The following is a 21,005-nucleotide window of genomic DNA, read 5'->3' as shown; positions in this document are numbered from 1 at the left end:
CCTTCCGACCGCCCGCCTCAGTACTCGCTGACGGTCGCGGTCCCCACCGAGATTCGGACCAACTCGTTTTCGGGCCACGCCGACTCCTCGGCCCCGTACTTCCGGTTGATTCGCCGCGTGGCGTCTCGCAGGGCGTCCTCGTCGGTGACGATGGTGGCCGTCCCGAGAACCGTCACCTTCCATTGCGCCTGTCCCCGCTCGTCTTTCTGGATGGAGAGCGCGACGCGCGGGTTCTCGCGGACGTTTTCGAGCTTTCGACCCGACGTGAGCACCTCGAAGACCCCGCGGTCGGCCGCGTAGTCGAACCAGACGGGGGCGACGTGAGGGCGGTCGTCGACGCTGGTCGCGAGGTGCGCCATGAGCGGTTCGCTCGTGACGAGCGCCGCGGCGCGTTCGGAGAGGCCGGTCATGGTTAGAAATGGCTCTCTCGGAGTAAAACGGTGGCTCCGACCTATATTTACAAACGCGAGGGTAGTCCCCGATCCGACGGTTTCCTCCCGTCCCGCCGACTCTCGACTCGTGAACGCTCGCGCCCTCTTCGAATTCTTATCAGAAATATTCTATTAACGCCCGCCGTGACGCGGTTGTGACGCGTTCAAATCGGGTGCAATCACCCGTATAACGGGTGCATAACAAAGCGGTCAGACGCGACAGTTCAGGCACCTTACTCATGAGTATCGAGGTTCGGCGGGCGACTGGAGACGACGTCCACGGCTGGGACGCGTTCGTCGAACAGTCCCCGCATGGCAACGCGTTCCATCAGTACGACGCGCTGGAGATTCAGGCGGCACACGCCGGCGCGGAGTTGGTTCCGCTCGTCGGACGAAAAGGCGAGGAAGTCGTCGGGCTGTTCCCGCTGTTTCGCATCAACAAGGGACCGATAGCGACGGTGTTCTCACCGCCGCCGGAGCTCCGAGTCGCGTACCTCGGCCCGGTCCTCCTGAACATGGACCACATGAAACAGCGAAAGCGCGAGGGCCGACACCACGAGTTCATCGACGACTGCCTCGACTGGGTCCGCGAGGAGATTCGACCGCGCTACACTCACATTCGCCTCGACGGCCGGTACGACGACCTCAGAGCGTTCTCCTGGAACGACTACGCGATAACGCCGCAGTACACCTACCACGTCGACCTCTCGCCCGGCGTCGACGACGTGTTCATGAGCTTCAGCAGTGACGCCCGGTCGAACATCCGGAACGCGCCCGACGACGCGTACACCATCGAGGAGGGCGGACTCGAAGAAATCGAGCAAATCGTCGAACAGGTCGCCTCGCGCTACGAGTCTCAAGGTATCTCCTATCGGTCGACATCGGAGTTCGTCAGGGACCTTTACACCACTCTCCCGGAGGGGCAGGTTCGCCCCTACGTCCTCCGTATCGACGGCGAGTTCGCCGGTGGAATCCTCGTCATCGACTACAAGGAGACGGTCTCGCGGTGGCAAGGCGGCGTCCGGACGGACGTCGATTCCGACCTCGCCATCAACGACCTGCTGGACTGGCGCATCATGCGCGACGCGATGGACCGCGGGCGGACGACCTACGACCTCGTCGGCGCGAACAACCGCCGCATCAACCGATACAAGGCGAAATTCAACCCCGAGCTCCACCCCTTCTACAGCCTCGAACGGAACGCGGCGGGGATGAAGACGCTCGCGCACCTCTACAAGACGATTCGCGAGGGAGTGTAACACTCCCCGGAAAGACCCTTAGAGCCCCGCGTAGGGGTCGGGCTTCGCCTCGGTCAGGCGGTCGACCTGCTCGTCGCTGAGGTCGATGGCGGCGGCTTCGAGGTTCTCGGTCAGCTGTTCGACCGTGCGCGCGCCGACGATGGGGGCGGTCACGCCGTCGCGGTGCATGAGCCACGCGAGCGCCGTCTGTGCGGGCGTCGCGTCGACTTCCTCGGCGACCGCGTCGAGTTCGTCGTGCGCGTCGAAGTTCTCCTCGGTCAGGTAGGAGTCCTCGAACCGACTGGACTCCGCGGCGCGGGACTCGCCGGTGAGGCCCTCCTCGCGGGTGTACTTCCCGGTGAGGAAGCCCTGTCCGAGCGGGCTCCACGGGCACACCGCGATGCCGTACGAGCGGGTCATCTCCAAGTAGTCTCCCTCGATTTCGCGGTCGACGAGGTTGTACCGCGGCTGTGCGACGGTGAACGGTTCCCAGCCCTCGGCGCGGGCGATTTCGTTCGCCTTCGCCACCTTCCACGCGTTCGGTCGGAGCGTCGACGCGCCGAGGTAGTGGACCTTCCCGTCTTCGACGAGGCCGTTGAGCGTCTTCATCATCTCGCGCGTGGGCGTCTCGTCGTCCCAGCGGTGGATGTAGAGCACGTCCACGTAGTCGGTGTCGAGGCGGTCGAGCAGGGCGTCGATGCGATGGCGGACGTTCTTCCGGTTCGTCCCGAGGCTGTTCGGGTCGCCGCTTCGAATCTGCCAGTAGATCTTAGAGGCGATGGTGAACCGCTCTCGGTCTCGGTCTTCGAGCCAGTCGCCGATCCAGCGCTCGCTCGCGCCGCCGCCGTACACGTCGGCGGTGTCGATGAAGCGCCCGCCGGCCGCCTCGTAGGCGTCGAGGAGTTCGTGCGCGCGCTCCTCGTCGATTTCGACGTTCCCCTGTTCGGTCTCCTTGCCGAACCGCCACGTCCCGAACTGGAGTTCGCTCGTCTGGAGGCCCGTCTCCCCGAACGGGACGAAGTCTAGGTCGATGTCTTCGAGTGTCGTCATGCCCGCACAGATACGCCGAATCGACGCAAAAACGTTGGGTAGCCGGAAGGCGATTGGGGTGATTCGCCCCCCATTTCACCGTCAGCGTTCGCGCGAATCAGCGACGCCAGTTCGTCGTTCTTCACGATACACGCCGCGGGTCTCGCTCTCGGTGCGAGTCTCTCGTGGCACCCCGCGATTCTCGTGACGGATACGTGCGCCTCACGAGTCGAACGGGAGTTATATAGTCGAGAGGTTTCGCGTGTCACAGGGTGGTCGACCCCCGACCCAGCGAGCGGGTCACGAGTCGACGTGCGGCCTCGCGCCGCGTCGCGTCCGGGCCGGTTCGGTGGCTCGCCGCGGGGCCGGTCAGACCGCCGCGACGGCGCTTACGTCACGTACACGTCGCCTTCGACTTCGTAGAGATACCCCTTGTTCAGGAGTTCGTCGACGGCCTCGGGGTCTTCGCCCGCCGAGCGAACCCGGCGGCGCGCGTCCGCCACGGGCATCCCCGCGTCGCGGTCGGTGACGAGGGGCCGAAGATGCTCGAACGCTCGCGTCGCGCGAGGAGAAAGCGGCGTGTGTCCACCCTGTTTCGATGTCATCGAGTCCTCTGTTCGCGACCACGGAACGCTCCGTAAAGAAGGTGGGTGTCGATTCGGGTGTTGCGTGCAACGGCCGGGTTCCGCTGTGTTCTGCTCTTCTTTCCGTTTCCGCTTACGCCTTGCTCCGTCGTCCCGAATCCACGTCACCCCCGAGGCGGCGTGCGAACTGAACGCCCGAATCGGATGGGCAAGTGGGAAGAACGAGTCTCGTAACGAGCTATCTGCCTCTCACAATCGCGTCTGCCTCTCACTCGTGTAAGCACTTATGGCTCGTCTACGACATATTCCGACCAGCCATGTTCGACCTAGAGGGACTCACCTTCGAGGAAGACGAGCGCAACGATTTGACCGACGGCCGACGGCGAAACTTCAAACAGGGGTGGACCCGGGCCGTTCAGGGACGAGAATACGAGGGAGTGCTCGAGAAGCTCACGTGGAATAACCTTGGCTGGCGACTCGGACGCTTGTTCGGGCCGACACCGGACGAACTCCGTGAGGAGATTCTCGACTGGTGTGCCAGACAGCGGAAGTCGAACACGGGAGTCCAATAGCGCTCCTGTTTCGGCCATCGAGACCGGCAAGTCGAGCGCCTGACGCGCGCTGTCTGTTCAGCACGCGAACTGTGATTGTGCGCCGCGCGTCGCAGGGACAGAAGTTTTTGAGGCTGTCGCAACGCGAGGGCTTCTCCCCATTACGGCCCCATTTATCCCGCAGTCCCCAACTCCCGACTGCACATGGTCGACGACATCGCCACCGACGCCGACTGGAACGCGCTGTACATCGACGGCGAGTGGACCGGGAGTGAAAGCGGTGAGAGCATCGCGGTCGAGGACCCGTCGACCCGCGAGACGATTGCGAACGTCCCTCGCGGGACGGAGGCCGACGTCGACGCCGCCTACGAAGCGGCCGCCGAAGCACAGGAGTCGTGGGCCGAGGCGCCGCCCGCGCGACGTCAGGAGGTCGTCGAGCAGTTCCTCCAGAAACTGCGGGAGTACGAAGAGGAGATTATCGACCTCCTCGCACACGAGGTCGGCGGCTCGCGAATCATGGGCGAGACGTCCGTCCAAATCGCCACCGACCACGCGAGCGAGGCCGCGACGCTCCCCCGGCGGATGCGGGGCGAGCACGTCGATTCTAACATCCCCGGCAAGGAGAACATCGTCCAGAAGAATCCGAAAGGCGTGGTGACGGTCATCTCGCCGTGGAACTTCCCGCTGAACCTGTCGATGCGGGCGGTCGCGCCCGCGGTCGCCGCGGGGAACGCGGTCGTGCTGAAGCCGTCGACCAACTCGCCCATCACGGGCGGGTTGCTGTTCGCCAAGCTGTTCGAGGAGACCGACCTCCCCGAGGGCGTCGTCAACGTCGTCACCGGCCGCGGCTCCGAAATCGGCGACCGCGTCGCCGGCCACCCCGAGAGCGACGTGGTGGCGTTCACCGGGTCGACCGAGGTCGGCAAGCGCGTCTCCGGCATCGCCGGCGAGAACCTCGCCGTGCCCGCGATGGAGCTCGGCGGCAACAACGCCCACATCGTGACCGAGGCCGCGGACGTCGACCGCGCGGTCGACGCCGCGGTCTTCGGGAGCTTCGTCCACCAGGGGCAGGTCTGTATCTCCATCAACCGCCACATCGTCCACGAGTCGGTCTACGACGAGTACGTCGAGAAGCTGACCGAGCGGGCCGCGGAGCTACCCGTCGGCTCCGCCCACGAGGACGACACGGTCGTCGGTCCCATCATCGACGAGTCCCAGCGCGACGAGATGCTGGGCTACGTCGAGGAGACGGTCGACGCCGGCGCGACGCTGGAAACCGGCGGCTCGACGGCCGACCTCGACGGCGTCGACGACTCGCTGGTCGTCGAACCGACCGTCCTCTCGGGCGTGACGAACGACATGGCGGCGGCCTGCAACGAGCACTTCGGTCCCATCGCGCCCGTCATTCCGTTCTCGGACGTCGACGAGGCGGTCGAACTCGCCAACGCGACCGAGTACGGCCTCTCCGGGTCGGTCCACGCCGGCGACCTCGCCGCGGGCAAGGAAATCGCCCTCCGCATGGAGACCGGCAACGTCCACGTCAACGACCAGCCCATCAACGACGAGGCGCACGTCCCGTTCAGCGGCATCGGAGCCTCCGGCGTCGGCACCTACAACAGCGACGCCTTCCTCGACGAAATCACCGAGGACAAGTGGATTTCGCTCCAGCGCGAACCGCGCGACTACCCGCTGTAAGCCGGGTGACGCCGAACTGAGTGAGAACTGCGGTTAGTAACCCACGACTGAAGTCGTGGACCTTCTCTTGCGTCTCTCTGTTTGAACAGGACTGGGTTCCCTGAGTTCCCTCCGCGCCGAATCTCGTGTGCAAGCTGTGTGCAACGCGACGAAACCGTTATTCGTCTGTGTGCAGAACTTGCACACGAGATGAGCGCGAGCGACGACCCCCGTCGAGTCCACTTTCAGTCGCCCGAGTACCTCGTCGAGCGTCTCGACGCGCTCGCGGACCTCTTCGACAAGGACCGGACCGACCTCCTCGTAGAGGCCATCCGCGACTACATCGAGGACACCGCCCACAGCGAGACCGTCCAAGAACTGGTCGCGACGAAGTACTACGACGACCAGCTCGACTTCGAGACGGTCAAACAGCTCGTCGGAGCCGAGACGGCCCAGCGGCTCCGCCTGCTCAAAGCGGACCTCGAAGGCGAGCCACTGGACTTGGCCGCACCCGAGAACGTCGACATCTACGGCGGGGAGGCGACGACGGCCGATGCTCGTGACGCCGACGAGTGATGAGCGGTCCACGTCTCCGGACGGCGGTCGCCGACACGAGCGCGCTCGTGAGCCTCGCGGTTCCCCGTGCGGACCCCGACTACGACAGTTCCGCGGCTCCGGACCCGCTTCAGTACGTGCTCACGTCGTGTGACGTGTCCGCGCCGCCCGAAGTGGTCGCGGAACTGCGCGACATCGCACAGTACTCGGACATCCACGGTGCGGCGGCGACGAACGTGCTGGCCGCGAGAGACTACTACGCGGTCGAAGACCCGTACGGACGGGCGGACACGCCCGGCGAGCGCCCGACATTCGGCCTCGACGACGGAGAGACCGACGGTATCGTGCTCGCGAACGCGCTCGCCGTCGACGGCTTTCTCACCGACGAGTTCGGGGGAACGAACTTCGCGCTCGTTCACGCCGTCCTGCGCGGCCCGCGAATCGTCCCGACGCCGCGGCTCGTCTGCGACTACGCCCGCAACGGTCACATGACGCGCGCCGAGGCGAGAACGCTTCTCACGACGATTTCCCCGCACCGAAGCTGGGGGAACAGTCCCTACGTCGCGCAGTTGTTGCGGACCTCGGAGTCGTAACTACCGACCGCCGTCCTCCGTTTCTCCCGTCCCGTCGTGCGCCAGCGATAACACGACGGCCTCGCCGGAGACGACCGTCTCGTCGCCGACGCTCGCGGTCGTCTCGACGGCGAGTCGGTCGCCGCCGAGCGACTCGACCACGGCCACCTCGGCGACCGCCGTGTCACCGGGGCGGACCGGCCGCTCGAAGGAGAGGTCCTGCGAGAGGTAGACGATGTCGCCCGGAAGCCGCGCGAGCGCGGCGCTGACGACCGACGCGGCGAGCATCCCGTGGGCGATGCGCCCGCCGAACGTCGTCTCGGCGGCGTACTCCGCGTCGAGGTGAATCGGGTTCTCGTCGCCCGACACCTCGGCGAACCGGTCGATAGTCTCCTCGGTCACGGCGCGCTCCGATACCGCGCGGTCGCCGACGGTCGCGACTGGCATACGGTCGCTTCGACGGCCGCCGAACTCAATCCTCGGGTGCGACGCGGTTTTGTAATGCCGCGGTTTCGCTCGACCTCACTCCCACGGGTTCGTCCCCAGCGCGTGGACCAAGAGAATCGCGCCGACGGCGATGGAGACGAGGACGAGCGCGACGGGGAACGCGGCGTCGAGGCCGGTCGAGAGGTACGACACCCAGATTTGCACCGGGAGCGTCCGCGGGTAGTACGCCAGCATGAGCGTCGCGCCGAACTCGCCCATCGCCCGCGCGAACGTCAGGGTCACGCCGGCGAGGATGCCCTGTTTCGCCAGCGGGAGCGTCACGCGCCGGACGCTCCCGATTCGGTTCTCGCCGAGCGAGCGGGCCGCCGCTTCGAGTTGCCTGTCCACGCCGTCGAAGGCCGTCTTCGCGGTCACGACCAGAAACGGCGAGGCGACGTAGGTCTGCGCGAGGACGACCCCGACCAGCGAGCGCGTGAGGGGGACGCTCGTCAGTTGGCCGAGGCCCGCGGGACCGACCAGCTTGAGCAGTAACATCCCGCTGACGACCGGCGGGAGCACGAGCGGGAGCATCACCAGCGCCAGAATCACGTCCCGGCCGCGGAACGACGTGCGCGAGAGCCAGTAGGCCAAGGGGACGCCGAAGGCGACGGCGACAAGCGTGCTGAGCGCCGCCGCGACGACGGAGTTGGTCGCGGCGGTCAGGACGACCTCGCTCGTCACGTCGGCGGCCAGCGACGCCGGCGACTGCGCGAGGACGAGCGCGCCGATGGGAAGCAGGTAGTAGACGAGGAGCATCCCGGCGAGAACCAGCGTCAGGCCTCGCCACGTCTCGGGCAGGAGTCGCGTGACGCCGCGCTCGCGGCGGTTAGGCTGTCGGTGGGACATCTCCGAAGTAGTGTGGGTGGCTCTCGCGAACGGTGAACCCGGAGGGTTCGAGGAAGTCGCCGGCGGTTCCGACGAGCGCCTCGAACACCGACTTCGCCGCCGCCGTGTCGGTGCGGCGCGTCGCGGCGTACCGAATCGGGCCGCCGCGGACGGTGACGCCGTCCGGAAGCGTGTAGGAAGCCGTCTCGTATGCGGACGCGTGTTCGGGGTCGCTCAGGTCGATTGCGGCCGGGAGTTCGAGAGACGGGTAGCCGCGCTCGACGGCCATGCTCCGGTAGACGAACGCCGCGTCGACGCCGCCGGCGTCGAACTGCGCGAGCAGTTGCGTCTCGGGGTAAATCTGGTCGCGGCGGAGCAGGTCGTCGGCGAGCGCCGGCCGGTCGTAGTAGTCGGCCGCGAGCGCGAGCGCGAACCGCGTCCGGTAGCCCAGCGGGTCGAGGTCGGGGTCGGTTCGGCCGAGGCTGACCGCGTCGTCGAGGAGGGCGTCGGGCCACGACGCGGCTTCGGCGACCCGCGTTCCGCCGTCGGTCTGCGGGTTGTACGCGACGACGAGGGCGTTGTTGGCGAACGTGGCGTACCACGGGACCGAAAGCGGCGCGTCGAACAGCGTCGGGTCCGCGAGCGCGACGATATCTGGGTCGCGTTGGCCGTCGGCGACCATCCGAGCCACGCGCGCTGAGCCGTGGGCCTCGACCTCGAATCGGGTCCCCTCCGGCGCTTCGAACTCGGTGGTGAGCGCCCGCTGGAGGCTTCCGGCGGCGAGAACCGACACGGTCGGCGTCGACCCGCCCCGGCCGAGACAGCCCGCCGTCGCGGTGAGACCGGCCGCCGCGGTCCCGCCGACGGACGCGAGGAACGCCCGTCTGCTCGACGCACCCCGCGCGTCACGACTCATCGCCGCACCTCACATCCGGCGGCGACCCGCGCCAACTCCGTGCGCGTGTTCACGTTCGTCACCGACCGGCCGGCGCTCGCGGGAAGCGCGTCGAACCCGACGTACTCGACGCCGTCGAGTCGGTCCAAAAGCGCCCCGAGGCCGTCGTCGGGGGCGAGTTCGGAGACGTTGTCTCGGACCGCAGACCGACGGTACAGGGCGTGGAGCGGTTCGTGACCCCGCTCGGAGACGGGGACGATGGCCGGCGGGACGGAACGGTCGCCGCCGGTAGAGGCGGGGCGGTCACCGTCCGCGGAGATGAGGCGGTCGCCGTCGCCGTTTCGACTGGCGGCGCGCTCGAACAGCGCCGCGACCGCGTGCGGTTCGAGAAGCGGCATGTCACAGCCGGCGACGAACAGCCACGGGGTCTCGGCCGCCGAGGCGGCCGCGGTGACGCCGGCGAGCGGGCCGGACAGCCTCTCGGCGTCGCGGACGAACCGAACGTCCCACGCCGCCGGAAGCGCCGCGGTGAGACGCTCGCGCTGGTCGGCGGTCCGAACCGCGACTATCGGTGGGCGACCCGTCACGGTTCGGAGCGTCCCGACGACGCGCCGAATCAGCGACTCCCCGTCGAGCGTCGCGAGGGCCTTGTGTCCGTGTCCGAAGCGGGTGCTCTCGCCGCCGGCGAGGGCGACGGCCGTCGCGTCCGGCGTTGTCGGCGCTGTCGGCGCGGCCGTTGTGTCCGACACGGTCGACACATTCACCGCGGTCGGCACGTCCGTCCGGCTCGGTCGATTCTGTCTCTCTCGCGTCATCTGGTCAGGGCTTCTTGAAGATGTCTTCGAGCGATTCGGGGTCGGTCGCGGGGTCGAGCGCGCGCGCCTCGACGGCGCGGACGCCTTTCACCGTCCGCGACCCGTCGACGTCCGGCGCGATAAACCGCGTCTCGTAGTCGTGTTCCTCGCGGATGGGTGTCCCGTCGCGGGCGTAGGCGACGACGGCGTCGAACGCGGCGTACACGTCGATGCAGACCCGATAGCCGTCGGCGCTCTCGACCACGAGGTGCGTCGTCTCGTCGTCGAGGCCGGCGTCGGCAAAGAGGTCGAAGACCGGAATCCCGGTCCACGTCGCGGTGTGCCGGGTCCCCGACGCGCACGCGACCGTCACCGTCCGGTCCTCGGCGGGCAACCCGCGTAGCTCCGGCCCGGACAACGAGACCCCGCTGTCGCCGCAGACGAGAATCGACTCGGAGAGGGGGGTCGCCGGCCGCGACCGGTGGCGTTGTGCGTGCATGCGTACTCACTAGTTCGATATTGGTTGACTCTGACGGTGTATGTAACCTCTGATAATTAAGGCCTTTAAACAGGCCGGGAAAGTCGGGGCGACTCGGTTCGGGAGCGAACTGGCGGTTGTGTTCGGTTCGACGGTTTCAACTCGGCTGTGAGTCAGTCGGCGACCACCTCCCGCGTCGTCCGGGCGAGCGCCGCGTAGAACGGCGACCGCGTCTCGGCTTCGACCCGGTCACAGAGGTCGCCGACCCACCGCGTGAGGTGTTCGTCGCGGAACTGGTCGAGGCGGTCGTCGCGGCCGTGTTCGGCGAGGTACGCGCAGAACTCCAGTTCCGTCGCCACGTGGTCCGGCAGGTCGCGCTGTTCGGGTCGGTGCTCGACGCCGAACGCCTGATACCATCGCTCGACGGCCGCCGTCGCCGGCCCCAGTACCTCGCCGAACTCGTCGTCGCTCTTCTTGTCGCGGTAGACGCTCTCGTAGGGCGGACACGGCGGGCCGGCCGGGCCGATGAACAGCCGGGCGTACTCGCTCCGAAGCGCGTGGAGTTCGAGCGACTCCAGCGGGCCGAACAGCGCCGATAGCTCGCCGTCGTTTGCGACCTCGACCAGTCGCTCTGTCGGATCGCGCCAGCAGGCCGCGAGGACCGCATACGTCGCCGTCCGGGCCGACTCGAAGGCGTCGCCGGTCGCGTCGTTCCCCTCGGTCGGGGTTCGAGCGGCGGGTTCGCTCATCGGCCTTCCCCCCGCGTTTCGCCGCCGTCGGTCGCCACCGCGGTCGATTCGTTCTCGGCTTGAATCGGGACGTACCGGAGTCCGAAGGTGACGATGAGCGCGCCGATGGCGATGACGCCCGCGGTGACCGCAATCTCGACGAGCGTGGGCGTGTACGACCCCGCGCTCGCCCAGATGTCGGTCGTCACCCCGGCGTACTCGCCGCCGACGGAGATGCCGGGGGCGGCGTCGATGTTGGCCGCCTCGTAGCCCGTGAACACCAGTCGAACCCCCTCGAACGTCGTCCCGAACACCGCGAGGGCGCTGGCGGTGAAGATAACCGACACGCGCTCGCGGAACGACGGGAGCGCGAGCATCGCCAGCGGGACCGCCCCGCCGACGACCGTCCAGAGCCAGAAGTACGCCGACTCGCCGATGAGGAAGCTCCCCGTGATGGCCCAGAACCCGAAGTGGTCGGCCCACGCGTGCGGGAGGCGCTCGGCGGCGAGCAGGTAGACGACGTGGAACGCGAGGAAGATGCCGAGCACCTTCCCGAGGCTCGTCAGTTCCTCGCGGTCGACGGTAAAGCGGGTGAACCGCGAGGCGAGGACGGAGACGACCAACAGCAGGCCGAGCCCGGACACGAGCGCCTTGGCGATGAACACCGGCGCGACGAGCGGGCTGAACCAGTCGCCGCGGCCGATTTGCGTGGCGAAAATCCACCCGGTGACCGAGTGGAGCGCGACCGCGGTCGGCAGTGCGACGGCGGCGGTCCAGAACATGAGCGTCCGGTCGCGCTCGCGGCCGGCCTCCGTGTCCTCGACGCCGAGCGCCAGCCGCGACCCGCGAGCCGCGAGGTCGCGGCGGGTCAGGAGCCAGAGGTACCAGAGGTTCAGCGCGCCGTAGAGGACGACGATACCGAAGTCCCACACCATCGGCGACCGGAAGTCGGGCGAGGTGAAAAACTGGTAGAGGCGCTCGGGGCGACCGATGTCGGGCAGGATGAGGAGCCCGGCGACGGTGATGCACGCGAGGCTCACCAGCACCCCGAGGCGGGCGAACCCCTCGTAGCGGTGCGAGTGGAAGAACTTCGGCGCGCTGGAGATGATGAGCCCGCCGGCCGACAGCCCGACGAACAGGACGAACATCATGATGTACAGCCCCCACGAGAACACGTTGCGCATCCCCGTGACGACGAGGCCGGTGGTGAGCTGATAGGCCCACGCGGCGACGCCGACTACGACGAGCGCGGCGAGAAAGCCCACCCAGAGCTTCCCGGCGCTCCCGAACTCGGGGACGACGAACCGCGAGGAGGCGGTCTCTCTCGACATCAGTCGTCACCCCCCTCGAACGCGGGGACGTGCGGAAGCGCGTCGTTCGACAGCGAGCCGTGCGACCCGCCGCCGCCGCTTCCGCCGCTTTCCTCGACGGGACCGTTGTCCTTCGGCTCCGACCAGACCGACACGTCGTCGAGTTCGCTCTCCATCTTGTCGGAGGTCTGCGGGCGACCCGGACTCATCTCGCCGCGGATGTAGTACGTCTTCGGGTCGGTGCCGCGGTCTTCGAGCAGTCGCGTCGTCTGGTACTTCCTGATGTACTTCGAGACGGTGCTTTCCTCGTTGTCGAGGTCGCCGAAGATGCGGGCGTCCGCCGGGCAGTTCACGACGCAGGCGGGGTCGAGCCCCTCCTCGACGCGGTGGGAACAGAACGTACACTTCTCGACGACGCCCTGCGGGCGGGCCGGCACGTCGCCGGTCCCGTCTTCGGGGACCGTCTGCGGTTCGTCCCAGTTGAACACGCGGGCGTTGTACGGGCAGGCGGCCATGCAGTAGCGACAGCCGATACACTTGTCGTAGTCGATTTCGACGATGCCGTCCTCGCGGGTGTAGGTCGCGTTGACCGGACACACCTTCACGCACGGCGCGTTCTCGCAGTGCTGGCAGGCCGTCGGCTGGTAGGACATCTCCAGCGTGCCGTCCTCGCCGTTCTCCGGGTACGTCCCGGCCGGCGTGTCCATCTTGTCGCCGCCCTCGGTGAGCACGCGGTTCCAGTACTGGCCGAGGCCGACGTTGTTCTCCTGTTTACACGTCACGGCGCAGGCGTGACAGCCGATACACCGCTCTTGGTCGATTACTAAGCCGTAGTTAGTCATGTTCAGTCACCTCCCGCCCCGGCGCTGGTGGCACCCGAACCGGTCGGCTGATTGCTCGTGTACTTGCTCGTGTCAACGTCGCTCGGGGCCGGTTCGACCTCGACTCTGGTGTCGTAGAACGCGAAGTTCCCGGTCACCTCACACACGTCGGTGTGCGTCAGGTCGTTGTGGTGGCCGCGGACGTAGTCGCTTCCCCACCAGCCCTGGTCGGTGTTCACCAGCCCGGGTTGCATGCCGTCGTTCACCTTGGCCTTCACGACCATCTCGCCGCGGTCGTTGTGGACGCGGACGTAGTCGCCGTCTTCGATGCCGCGGGCGGCCGCGTCCTTCGGGTTGATGTCCAACTGCGGCTCGTTGTTTATCTCCCGGAGCCAGTTTTGGTACTCGTACTGCGAGTGGATGCGCCACTTCGAGTGCTTCTGGATGAACATCAGCGGATAGTCCTCCGCCGTGTCCCAGTCGTCGGCCGTCCGGCTCTCCATGTGCTTCGGCAGTTCCAGCGTGACGCCGCCTTCGGTCGGCGCGTCCTCGTCGTACAGTTCCAGCCGGCCCGACGGGGTGTTGAACGGCCCCGTGAACTTGACGACCGGCGTGCTCACCTTCACCGTCCCCTGTTCTTTCAGCGTCTCGTAGTCCACCTCGTCGTCGTGGGCGAGCAGTTCTCGAAGCGTCGCCGACTTGTCGCGGTCGAAGTAGTCGCCGAAGCCGAGGCGTTCGGCCAGCCTGACCAACATCCAGTGGTCGGACTTCGACTCCCACAGCGGGTCGTGGGCCGGCTGGCGGTACATGATGTGCGGGTGGCCGCCCCACGTGTCCACGACGTCCTCGCGTTCGAACCAGTGGGACGCGGGCAGGATGATGTCCGCGTGCTGGACCGACGGCGTGTGGTGCATGTCGGCGACGGCGATGAGGTCGAGGCTCTTCGACGCCTCCAGCCACCGCTGTCTGTCCGGCATCTGGTTGGCGATGAAGTTCGACTCCTGGGAGTACATCACCTTCAGCTGGTAGGGGTCGCCGGACTCCATCGCCGTGAGGATGTCCGTCTGCGGGAGCGACGTCGTTCCGGGTCCGTCCTCGGGGGAGTCGTAGCCGCCGTTGTCGTACGACCCGCCGAGCGGGTGGCTCCCCTGAATGCTCCCGTGGCGACCGAAGTCGCCGGTCAGCCCGAGGAGGATGGCGTACGCCTGCCCGAAGGTGTGACCGTACTTGTAGCGGTCGACGCCGTAACCGGAGGCGATGCCGCCGGGGCCGCGCGTCGCGAGCCAGCGCACCGCGGTTCGGATGTTGTCGGCGTTGATGCCGACCTCGGCCGCGACGGCGTCGGCGTCGTACTCGGCGACGTGTTCTTCGAGGAGCGAAAGCGCCGTGTGGCAGGCGACGCCGGCGACGGTGTACTCGCCGAACAGCGCGTACTCGCCGTACGTCTCGGGTTCGAGCGCGACCGGCTCGCCCGTCGACTCGTTGACCGCGACGGGCAGGTCCTCGGTCACGTCGTCGAACACGTCGCTCGCGTCGAGCAGTTCGCCCGTGTCGTCGCGGACGAGCGCCGGCCCGAGCGTCCGCCTTCTGAGGAACTCGGTGTCGTAGGTCTCGTCGTCGAGGACCGTCTTAATCATCGACAGGGTCAGGAGCGTGTCCTTGCCCGGTTTGATGGGGAGCCAGAGGTCGGCCTTCGCGGCGGTGTTCGTGTACACCGGGTCCACGCAGACGAGCTTCGCGCCGTTTTCGACCGCGTCGAGGAGCTTCGAGGCGTCCTGTTGGAGGTTGCTGGCGAAGATGTCCGACCCCCAGACGATGACCGTGTTCGCGTTCCGCCAGTCGACGACCTCGTTGGTCGGCACGTTGAAGAAGCCGGCCCCGGCGAGCCGGCTGAAGCCGAGCCCGACGTTGATGTCGATGGACCACGACTTCTGGGTCCCGCCGAACAGCGACGACAGCCGGCTCTGGATGGTGCCGCTGACGCCGTTGTTCCCCGACCCCGTCTCGAAGTAGACGCTCTCGGGGCCGTAGTCGTCGCGGACGCGCTCCATCTCGGCGGCGATGTAGTCGAGCGCCTCGTCCCACGTGACGCGCTCGAACTCGGCGTCGTCGCCGCGGCCCTCGGGGTTCGGACTCCCCGGCTCCCAGCCGACGCGCTTCATCGGGTACTTGAGCCGCGTGGCGTTGTAGATGCGCTGGGTGTGCGACAGCCCGAGGGTGCAGGCGCGCTTGTACCGCTCGTCTTCGGGAATCTGCGGCTCGATTTTCCTGACGCGCCCGCCGCGGACGTGCGCTTCGAGCGGGCATTTCCCGCGGCAGTTCGGCGCGCACGCCGTCCTGATAACCTCGTCCTGTCCGACGTAGCTCTCGATACCGGGGTTCTGCCTCGACGCCGGCTCGGTGTCGGTCTCGGCCAGCGAGGAGGCGTAGCCGCCGCCCCCGAGTCCGAGCGCGACGGCCGCGGCCCCGCTGGCTTTCAGCACGTCGCGTCTGAACACGCCGTCGTCGTCACCTCCTTTCGAGCCGCGTCCGTCGTCACTCATCGAACCCCTCCGGTTCGGTCGGGCGGGCGTCCTCGCCGAACTCCGCGACGACCGCCTCGTGATATTTCTCGTGGAACGCCGCGTCGGAGAGCTCGCCGTTCGAGACGCGAATCGCGTCGCGGGCCATCCGCAGTCCCAACTCGGCGTCGTAGTCGCCCCCGTCGAGGATGGTCGCCGCTTCCGACTCCCACTCGTCGAGCGGAGTCAGTCGCGGCTGTTGTGGGTCGGTCATAAGTACACACGTACTGTGGAGGTCTCCCCCGGTAGGCCGCCCGCTGGATAATGAAGCAGTTTATGTACTCGCCGACGCGCGGACCGGCTCGAACGTCAGCTGTCTACCGATTTTCGCTCGGCCGGCTCGGCGGTCACTCGGCGTCGAATACCGCCGTTGCGAGCTTCGCTTCCACCGCGTTCAGCCGCTGGGACAGCGCCGACTTCGAGATGCCGAGCGCCTCCGCGAGCGCCGCCAACTCCGTCCGCCGCGGCGTCTCGTAGTAGCCGTGGTGGACGGCGATGAGCGCCGCCTCGCGCTGTTTCGCCGTGAGCGACGAGAGGTCGATGGTCGCCGTCTTCGACTCGGCCGAATCGCCGCGTCCGTCGGAGGTGAGCCGCCTGAGACAGACGCGCTCGGCCACCTCGTCGAGCCGCCCCACGAGGGTCGAAATCGTCTCGCGGTCCGAGAGATACGTCTCGACGACGATGTGCCGCCCGTCGGCGCGGCGGATACGCGGCACGCATCCGAACTCCCCGAACGCCCGACAGAGACAGTCGTCGCCGACGCTCGTCGTCGTGTGAACCACCTTCGAGTCGGTCCCGTCGTCGACGGTCACCTCGGCGTGGCAGGTGTCGCCGTCGAGGTGCGTGTGGACGTCCTCGACCGCCGAGTCGGGGCTGGCTAACGGGCACGAACAGCGCTTCGCGGGCTCGATTTCCAGTCGGAGCTGGAGGTGTTGTTCCCGCGGTGTGTCGGCTCCCGCCTCCGCGACGCCGCTCGTGGAATCAGCCATCGGTAGTCAGTCGGTCAACACCGGGGAAGTGGGTTGTGCTGGTTCTCACATTTCGGCACTGCGTCGCCTCGTCGGGCACCCGACGGTCGTCCGCCCGCATCGAGGCGGCCGATTCCGCAGTCCGCACATTCATTACTCTCAAAATGTACGCTTCATCTACATGTTCGAGGTCCAGCCCGAACTGGCGGTGTTCGTCCTCCTGATGCTCGTCTGGACCGTCTTCGTCCTCTACTCGGCGTCGGTGTTCACGTGGTTCGTCGAGGTGCTCGTCCTCGCGTGGCGACGGGCTATCGCCGCCGGCGACGTCGTCTACGGCTACGACGACATCCAAGTGCGCGTCATCACCATCGACGCGGCGAACATCGTCCAATCGACGGTCAACGCGGTCCCCGACGACCTCGCGGACGTGCGGGTCGTCGCCGAGAAGCCGATTTCGGTGGACGGCGCGTCGGTCCACGTCGTCCCGGAGGAGTTCTCCTGCACGGCGACCCACAAGGGCCGGGCGCTCGAATGGGCGCGCCGCGAGATTCCCTGTGACAAGGAGTTCGTCCTCTACCTCGACGAGGACACGCTGATGGCGAACTTCGAGGGGTTGCCGGAGGGCGACATCGTCCAGATTACGGAGCTTCCGCTGTACACCGGGTCGTGGGTGACGTACCTCTCGGAGGTGTTCCGCATCGGCTACCAGCGCGAACAGCGGGCGTTCGGCCGATTCAGCTTCCCGCTGTACGCGTGGGGCGGCGGCATCGCGATTCGGACGCGCCTCGAAAACGAAATCACGTGGGACTCGAAGACCATCACTGAGGACACGGACTTCGCGTGGCGCGCCGCCAGCGCGTCGGACCTCGATTTCACCGTGCTGAACTGCAAGTTCCGCAATCAGGCTCCGCCGTCGGTGACGACGATGCTCAAACAGCGCCGCCGGTGGTTCTCGGGGACGCGGCAGGATTCTGACCTGTTGCCACTTCACTATCAGCTATTCCTGCAGTTCCGCCTCGTCGCGTGGGGATTTTCGCCGCTCATCCCGCTGATAACGCTCGTCACGTTTCTCGTCCCCGGCGCGCTCCCCGACTTGATGCTCTACCGAATCGGCTCGCTCGCCGAGTTCGGCACGCTGTTCGTCGTGACGGGCGTCGGCGTCGCGAGCTACTGGTCCGAGTCGAAGCTCACGCTCCTCGCGGTTCCGTGGACGCCGGTTCTCGTCGTCCTCAACACCGCGGGCGCGCTCTGGGGGTTCGTCTCGCCGGTCGAACACTTCACCGTCACGACCAAGGTCCCCCTGGAGACGGTCGAAGAGCGCAACCCCGCGTTCGAACCCGGTTCGCTCACGGACCACGACGGCCGGAACGACCTGCCGGAACAGTTGGACGTGAATCGATTTACGACCGAACTCCGCGAATCATTTCACATCGATTATGATTGATTGTGGGCCGCTCGACCCGTCTCGAAGTGGCGGCTGATAATATCCCGTAGAATACAGCGTGAACGTTGCCGTACATCGATTTTCCGGCGTCGCCATCCCGCGGGAATCGAATCAAGCCTTATCCGTCCCATCCGCGAATCCCAACTCGAATGTCACCGAGAAAACAAGCTTGTCATCATCGTTCACGCCGCTCGGCCGGGGGCGGTCCGACCCCTCGCGTGCACCGTCTCGGTACCGGGGGTGAACGCCCGTGGCGGTAGTCGAGTCGCTCGTCGGCAACGGGTTGTTCGTCCTGTTCCTCGCGGTGCTCATCGGGATGGGGCTCGGCAAAATCAGCGTCCGCGGCGTCAAGTTCGGCGTCGCCGGGCCGCTCTTTGCGGGACTGGTGCTCGGCCACTTCGGCTTCACCGTCCCCGACGCGTACAGCGGGCTCACGCTGGCGCTGTTCGTCGCCGCCGTCGGCCTCATCGCGGCCCACGAAATCGAGGGGACCGTCAAGGCGTACGGGCTCAACTTCGTCGCCGTCGCGGTGCTGATGCCGACCGTCGCGCTGGCGCTCACCTACGTCTGGACGCAGTTCGTCTTCCCCAACGCGTCGACGCCCCTCATCATGGGGTCGTTCTCGGGCGCGCTGACGAGCAGTCCGGGGCTGGGGTCGGCCATCGAAGCGCTCCCCGCGGCCGCCCGGCAGGACTACCAAATCGGCCACTCCGTCGGCTACGTCGTCGGCGTGCTCGTCATCGTCGTGTTCCAGCAGTTGTACCCCGTCGTCGCCCGGCTGGACCTCGATGAGGAAAAACGCCGCTTCGACGAGGCTATCGGCGGCACCGACGACGAATCGGGCTCGTCGGTCACCGAGGTGACGTTCAGCGTGATGGGCTACGCGCTCGTCATCGTCGCCGGCGCGGTCGTCGGGTCGATTCCGATTCCGATGGGACCGTTCGGCACGCCCTCGCTCGGGACGACCGGCGGCGTGCTCGTCGCGGCGCTCGTCTTCGGCTACTTCGGCCGGGTCGGCCCCGTGCCGACGCGGATGGACACCGGCATCCTCTCGGAGATTCGGGCGTTCACGCTCGCGATGTTCCTCGCGGTCGTCGGCATCGGTGCCGGCGGCGGCTTCCTCGCGACCATCGCGGAGTACGGCCTCCAAATCGTGGCGGCCTCGGCGCTGACGAGCTTTATCGCCATCATCGCCGGGCTCGCGCTCACGCGGTACGTCTGGGGTATGGACTGGATTAGCGCCGCCGGCGGCATCACCGGCGGTCACACCGACACGAAGGGACTCGCGGCCGCCGTCGACGCCACCGGGGCCGACGAAGTCGCGGCGGGCTACGGCAACACCTACCCCTTCGCGCTCCTGTTCATGGTCGTCTACGCGAAGCTCCTCGTCCTCGTCGTCCCGCTCGCCGCGTAGCGAACCGCTGAGGATGTCGCAGTACGGGGCGACCCGGCCGCAAACCCACCGCAGTCGGGCGCTCTCTCTCGCGGTCGCGTCCGCACTCGGCCCCCGGTCTGGGTCGCCGACGACCCGGCGGGGGCTGGCTCCCGCACGGTGACAATCGAACCGCCGATTGATGCGCTCACGGCGCGTCTTCACGCGCATGAGCGCGCACGCGGACACCGGTCCCGACCGCACCCGGCGACGCGAGCCCTTCCCGGCGTACGGGCCCGTGGACGCGGCGCTCGGGTTCGCCGTCTTCTTCCTGTTCGTCGAGCGCGCCACGCCGACCATCGTCGAAATCGCGACGAGCGTCTTCCCCGAGATCTCGGCGTCAGCGGTCGGATTCGGGCTCGCGGCGATGCTGTGGTTCCTCTTCGCGGTGACGACGCTCGACCAACTCCGCCGACAACTCGCGGCGCTCGGGGTCGTGGCGGGCGACAGCCGCCGAACCGACGGCTCGCGGTCGGGTCGGGCTGTCCCGTCCGTCCCGTGGCTCCTCGTCTCCGCTGTCGTCGCCGTCGTCGGCGGGTTCATCGCCTCGGTCACGTTCGACCGCGCCGTCGACGCGGGCATCGCGCTCATCCGACTCGTCGCGGGCCTCGGCGTCGGCGCGTTTCCGGCCGGCGCGTTCCCGCTCGTCGAGTTCCTCGCGATGGTCGTCTTCTTCGTCGCGTTCGGCGCGGCATCGCACTCGCTCGACAGGCTCGTCGTCGGGAGCGTCAGGGTCGCGTTCCGAGTGGTCCTCCCGTAGAACGCGTCGGGGGACGAGATTTTCTTTCCCGAGAGACGTATCGAACCACAAGACTGTTATCCTAGTTTTCTGATTGACAGAGACGAGAGTCCCCATGAAGCGTCGTACGTTCCTCCAACTGACCGGTCTCGGGGCCGTCGGCGGACTCGCCGGCTGTCTCGGCTCGAACTCCCCTCCCCCGCGAAAGTCGAGCGTCGTCTCCGACTTCGAGGCGTCCGACGGCTCGCTCGTCGTCGACCTCGCCGACCAGACGTGGGTGATGTCCCGCTACGAAGCCGCCGACCAGTCGTCGCTGTCAGGGTTCGACCCGCAGTCGCTCGCCGCGTTCAGCCCCGTCGGGGTCGCGAGCGCGAAAGGCAAGAGCGGCGGCGGCGGCGGCCGCGGCGCGACCGGCCGCGGCACGGGCGGCTACGCCTCCGCCCCGCGGACGGTCCACGGCCACGCGTGGTACCACGGCGGCGACTACGCCGACGACTGGTACGAGAACAACGCCAACCAGGTGAGTCGGTTCCCCGTCGGCGTCGCCGCGCTCGGCGTCGCCTACCTCGGGTCGACCGCGGCGATGCGGGACGACGCGCCCGACGCCGGCCCGGTGCCGTGGGACCGCGAGATTCAGGATCCGAACGACACCGTCGAGTACGACATCGACGACGACAGCCAGCTCGGACAGGACGGCTGGTACCGCGTCGGCGCGCACGTCGTCGGCGACGACGTGAACCACGACTTCCGCTGGGAGTGTTACGACCTCGAAGTCACCGACGGCATCGGCGACGCGGGGTACTCCATCGAAGAAGAGTGGAAAGTCTCCCCGCGCATCTGAGCGCGGCTGACGCGCGTCCCCTCCGCCCTCCATCACGCACCCACTCGCC

At 67.5% G+C, this 21,005-nt stretch carries 23 protein-coding genes; 9 read left to right on the top strand and 14 right to left on the bottom strand.

What is annotated here, in order from left to right; all coding sequences use genetic code 11:
• Positions 1 to 17: 17 nt before the first annotated feature.
• A complete protein-coding gene (locus C441_RS05180) occupies positions 18 to 410 on the bottom strand; it encodes a pyridoxamine 5'-phosphate oxidase family protein (RefSeq protein WP_007274157.1) in 393 nt (130 codons plus the stop codon).
• 260 nt (positions 411 to 670) lie between these two features.
• Between C441_RS05180 and C441_RS05175 the strand changes: the two genes are divergently transcribed.
• Positions 671 to 1,690 (top strand): lipid II:glycine glycyltransferase FemX, encoded by a 1,020-nt coding sequence (locus C441_RS05175; protein WP_007274156.1) that lies wholly within the window; start codon positions 671 to 673, stop codon positions 1,688 to 1,690.
• Positions 1,691 to 1,708: 18 nt separating this feature from the next.
• Here the strand turns inward: C441_RS05175 and C441_RS05170 are convergent, their stop codons facing one another.
• Together C441_RS05170 and C441_RS19840 are read right to left on the bottom strand one after the other, a co-directional pair.
• Positions 1,709 to 2,719, bottom strand: a complete 1,011-nt coding sequence (locus C441_RS05170) for an aldo/keto reductase (protein WP_007274155.1) — start codon at positions 2,717 to 2,719, stop codon at positions 1,709 to 1,711.
• Positions 2,720 to 3,087: 368 nt separating this feature from the next.
• On the bottom strand, positions 3,088 to 3,303 hold the full coding sequence (locus C441_RS19840) for a hypothetical protein (protein ID WP_049920453.1): 216 nt from the start codon (positions 3,301 to 3,303) through the stop codon (positions 3,088 to 3,090).
• 296 nt (positions 3,304 to 3,599) lie between these two features.
• On the opposite strand from C441_RS19840, the gene C441_RS05160 reads away from it, so the two are divergent.
• The 4 genes from C441_RS05160 (at position 3,600) to C441_RS05145 (ending at position 6,655) form a co-directional block, all read left to right on the top strand.
• Positions 3,600 to 3,854, top strand: coding sequence for a hypothetical protein (locus C441_RS05160; RefSeq protein WP_007274153.1), 255 nt, complete (start codon positions 3,600 to 3,602; stop codon positions 3,852 to 3,854).
• 183 nt (positions 3,855 to 4,037) lie between these two features.
• Positions 4,038 to 5,528, top strand: coding sequence for an aldehyde dehydrogenase family protein (locus C441_RS05155; protein WP_007274152.1), 1,491 nt, complete (start codon positions 4,038 to 4,040; stop codon positions 5,526 to 5,528).
• A 189-nt stretch (positions 5,529 to 5,717) separates the two neighbouring features.
• Positions 5,718 to 6,083, top strand: a complete 366-nt coding sequence (locus tag C441_RS05150) for a hypothetical protein (protein ID WP_007274151.1) — start codon at positions 5,718 to 5,720, stop codon at positions 6,081 to 6,083.
• Positions 6,083 to 6,655 carry a hypothetical protein gene (locus C441_RS05145; protein WP_007274150.1) on the top strand — a complete coding sequence of 191 codons (573 nt, stop codon included), beginning with the start codon at positions 6,083 to 6,085 and terminating at the stop codon, positions 6,653 to 6,655. Before C441_RS05150 ends, C441_RS05145 begins: the two co-directional genes overlap by 1 nt.
• Here the strand turns inward: C441_RS05145 and C441_RS05140 are convergent, their stop codons facing one another.
• From C441_RS05140 to C441_RS05090, 11 genes are all read right to left on the bottom strand, one after another.
• Positions 6,656 to 7,081, bottom strand: coding sequence for a MaoC family dehydratase (locus C441_RS05140; protein WP_007274149.1), 426 nt, complete (start codon positions 7,079 to 7,081; stop codon positions 6,656 to 6,658).
• A 75-nt stretch (positions 7,082 to 7,156) separates the two neighbouring features.
• On the bottom strand, positions 7,157 to 7,966 hold the full coding sequence (locus C441_RS05135) for a molybdate ABC transporter permease subunit (RefSeq protein WP_007274148.1): 810 nt from the start codon (positions 7,964 to 7,966) through the stop codon (positions 7,157 to 7,159).
• Positions 7,947 to 8,861 (bottom strand): extracellular solute-binding protein, encoded by a 915-nt coding sequence (locus C441_RS05130; protein ID WP_007274147.1) that lies wholly within the window; start codon positions 8,859 to 8,861, stop codon positions 7,947 to 7,949. Before C441_RS05130 ends, C441_RS05135 begins: the two co-directional genes overlap by 20 nt.
• Positions 8,858 to 9,655, bottom strand: a complete 798-nt coding sequence (mobA, locus tag C441_RS05125; protein WP_007274146.1) for a molybdenum cofactor guanylyltransferase — start codon at positions 9,653 to 9,655, stop codon at positions 8,858 to 8,860. Before mobA ends, C441_RS05130 begins: the two co-directional genes overlap by 4 nt.
• Before the next feature lie 4 nt (positions 9,656 to 9,659).
• Positions 9,660 to 10,133, bottom strand: coding sequence for a molybdopterin-dependent oxidoreductase (locus tag C441_RS05120; protein WP_007274145.1), 474 nt, complete (start codon positions 10,131 to 10,133; stop codon positions 9,660 to 9,662).
• Positions 10,134 to 10,285: 152 nt separating this feature from the next.
• On the bottom strand, positions 10,286 to 10,861 hold the full coding sequence (locus tag C441_RS05115; RefSeq protein WP_007274144.1) for a TorD/DmsD family molecular chaperone: 576 nt from the start codon (positions 10,859 to 10,861) through the stop codon (positions 10,286 to 10,288).
• On the bottom strand, positions 10,858 to 12,171 hold the full coding sequence (gene nrfD, locus C441_RS05110; RefSeq protein ID WP_007274143.1) for an NrfD/PsrC family molybdoenzyme membrane anchor subunit: 1,314 nt from the start codon (positions 12,169 to 12,171) through the stop codon (positions 10,858 to 10,860). The genes C441_RS05115 and nrfD overlap by 4 nt, the downstream gene beginning before the upstream one ends.
• On the bottom strand, positions 12,171 to 12,992 hold the full coding sequence (gene dsrO, locus C441_RS05105) for a sulfate reduction electron transfer complex DsrMKJOP subunit DsrO (RefSeq protein WP_007274142.1): 822 nt from the start codon (positions 12,990 to 12,992) through the stop codon (positions 12,171 to 12,173). The genes nrfD and dsrO overlap by 1 nt, the downstream gene beginning before the upstream one ends.
• A gap of 2 nt (positions 12,993 to 12,994) precedes the next feature.
• Complete coding sequence (locus C441_RS05100) at positions 12,995 to 15,514, bottom strand: molybdopterin-containing oxidoreductase family protein (RefSeq protein WP_007274141.1); 2,520 nt, start codon at positions 15,512 to 15,514, stop codon at positions 12,995 to 12,997.
• Positions 15,507 to 15,746: a 4Fe-4S ferredoxin N-terminal domain-containing protein gene (locus C441_RS05095; protein ID WP_007274140.1), complete on the bottom strand. Its 240-nt coding sequence runs from the start codon at positions 15,744 to 15,746 to the stop codon at positions 15,507 to 15,509. Before C441_RS05095 ends, C441_RS05100 begins: the two co-directional genes overlap by 8 nt.
• A gap of 133 nt (positions 15,747 to 15,879) precedes the next feature.
• The gene (locus tag C441_RS05090) at positions 15,880 to 16,521 is read right to left on the bottom strand and encodes a helix-turn-helix domain-containing protein (protein WP_007274139.1); all 642 of its coding nucleotides are present in this window, start codon (positions 16,519 to 16,521) and stop codon (positions 15,880 to 15,882) included.
• 160 nt (positions 16,522 to 16,681) lie between these two features.
• Between C441_RS05090 and C441_RS05085 the strand changes: the two genes are divergently transcribed.
• From C441_RS05085 to C441_RS05070, 4 genes are all read left to right on the top strand, one after another.
• A complete protein-coding gene (locus C441_RS05085) occupies positions 16,682 to 17,944 on the top strand; it encodes a glycosyltransferase family 2 protein (protein ID WP_007274138.1) in 1,263 nt (420 codons plus the stop codon).
• Between the two features lie 250 nt (positions 17,945 to 18,194).
• Positions 18,195 to 19,358, top strand: coding sequence for an aspartate-alanine antiporter-like transporter (locus C441_RS05080; protein ID WP_007274137.1), 1,164 nt, complete (start codon positions 18,195 to 18,197; stop codon positions 19,356 to 19,358).
• Positions 19,359 to 19,545: 187 nt separating this feature from the next.
• On the top strand, positions 19,546 to 20,136 hold the full coding sequence (locus C441_RS05075) for a hypothetical protein (RefSeq protein WP_239640811.1): 591 nt from the start codon (positions 19,546 to 19,548) through the stop codon (positions 20,134 to 20,136).
• A 94-nt stretch (positions 20,137 to 20,230) separates the two neighbouring features.
• A complete protein-coding gene (locus C441_RS05070; protein WP_007274135.1) occupies positions 20,231 to 20,956 on the top strand; it encodes a hypothetical protein in 726 nt (241 codons plus the stop codon).
• The last annotated feature ends 49 nt before the right edge of the window (positions 20,957 to 21,005 follow it).

Origin of the sequence: Haloferax sulfurifontis ATCC BAA-897 (assembly GCF_000337835.1) — an archaeon.
In the GTDB taxonomy this organism is placed as follows: Archaea; Halobacteriota; Halobacteria; order Halobacteriales; family Haloferacaceae; genus Haloferax; species Haloferax denitrificans.
Note: the sequence above shows the minus strand (reverse complement) of the source record. Positions and strands in the feature narration are given on the sequence as shown.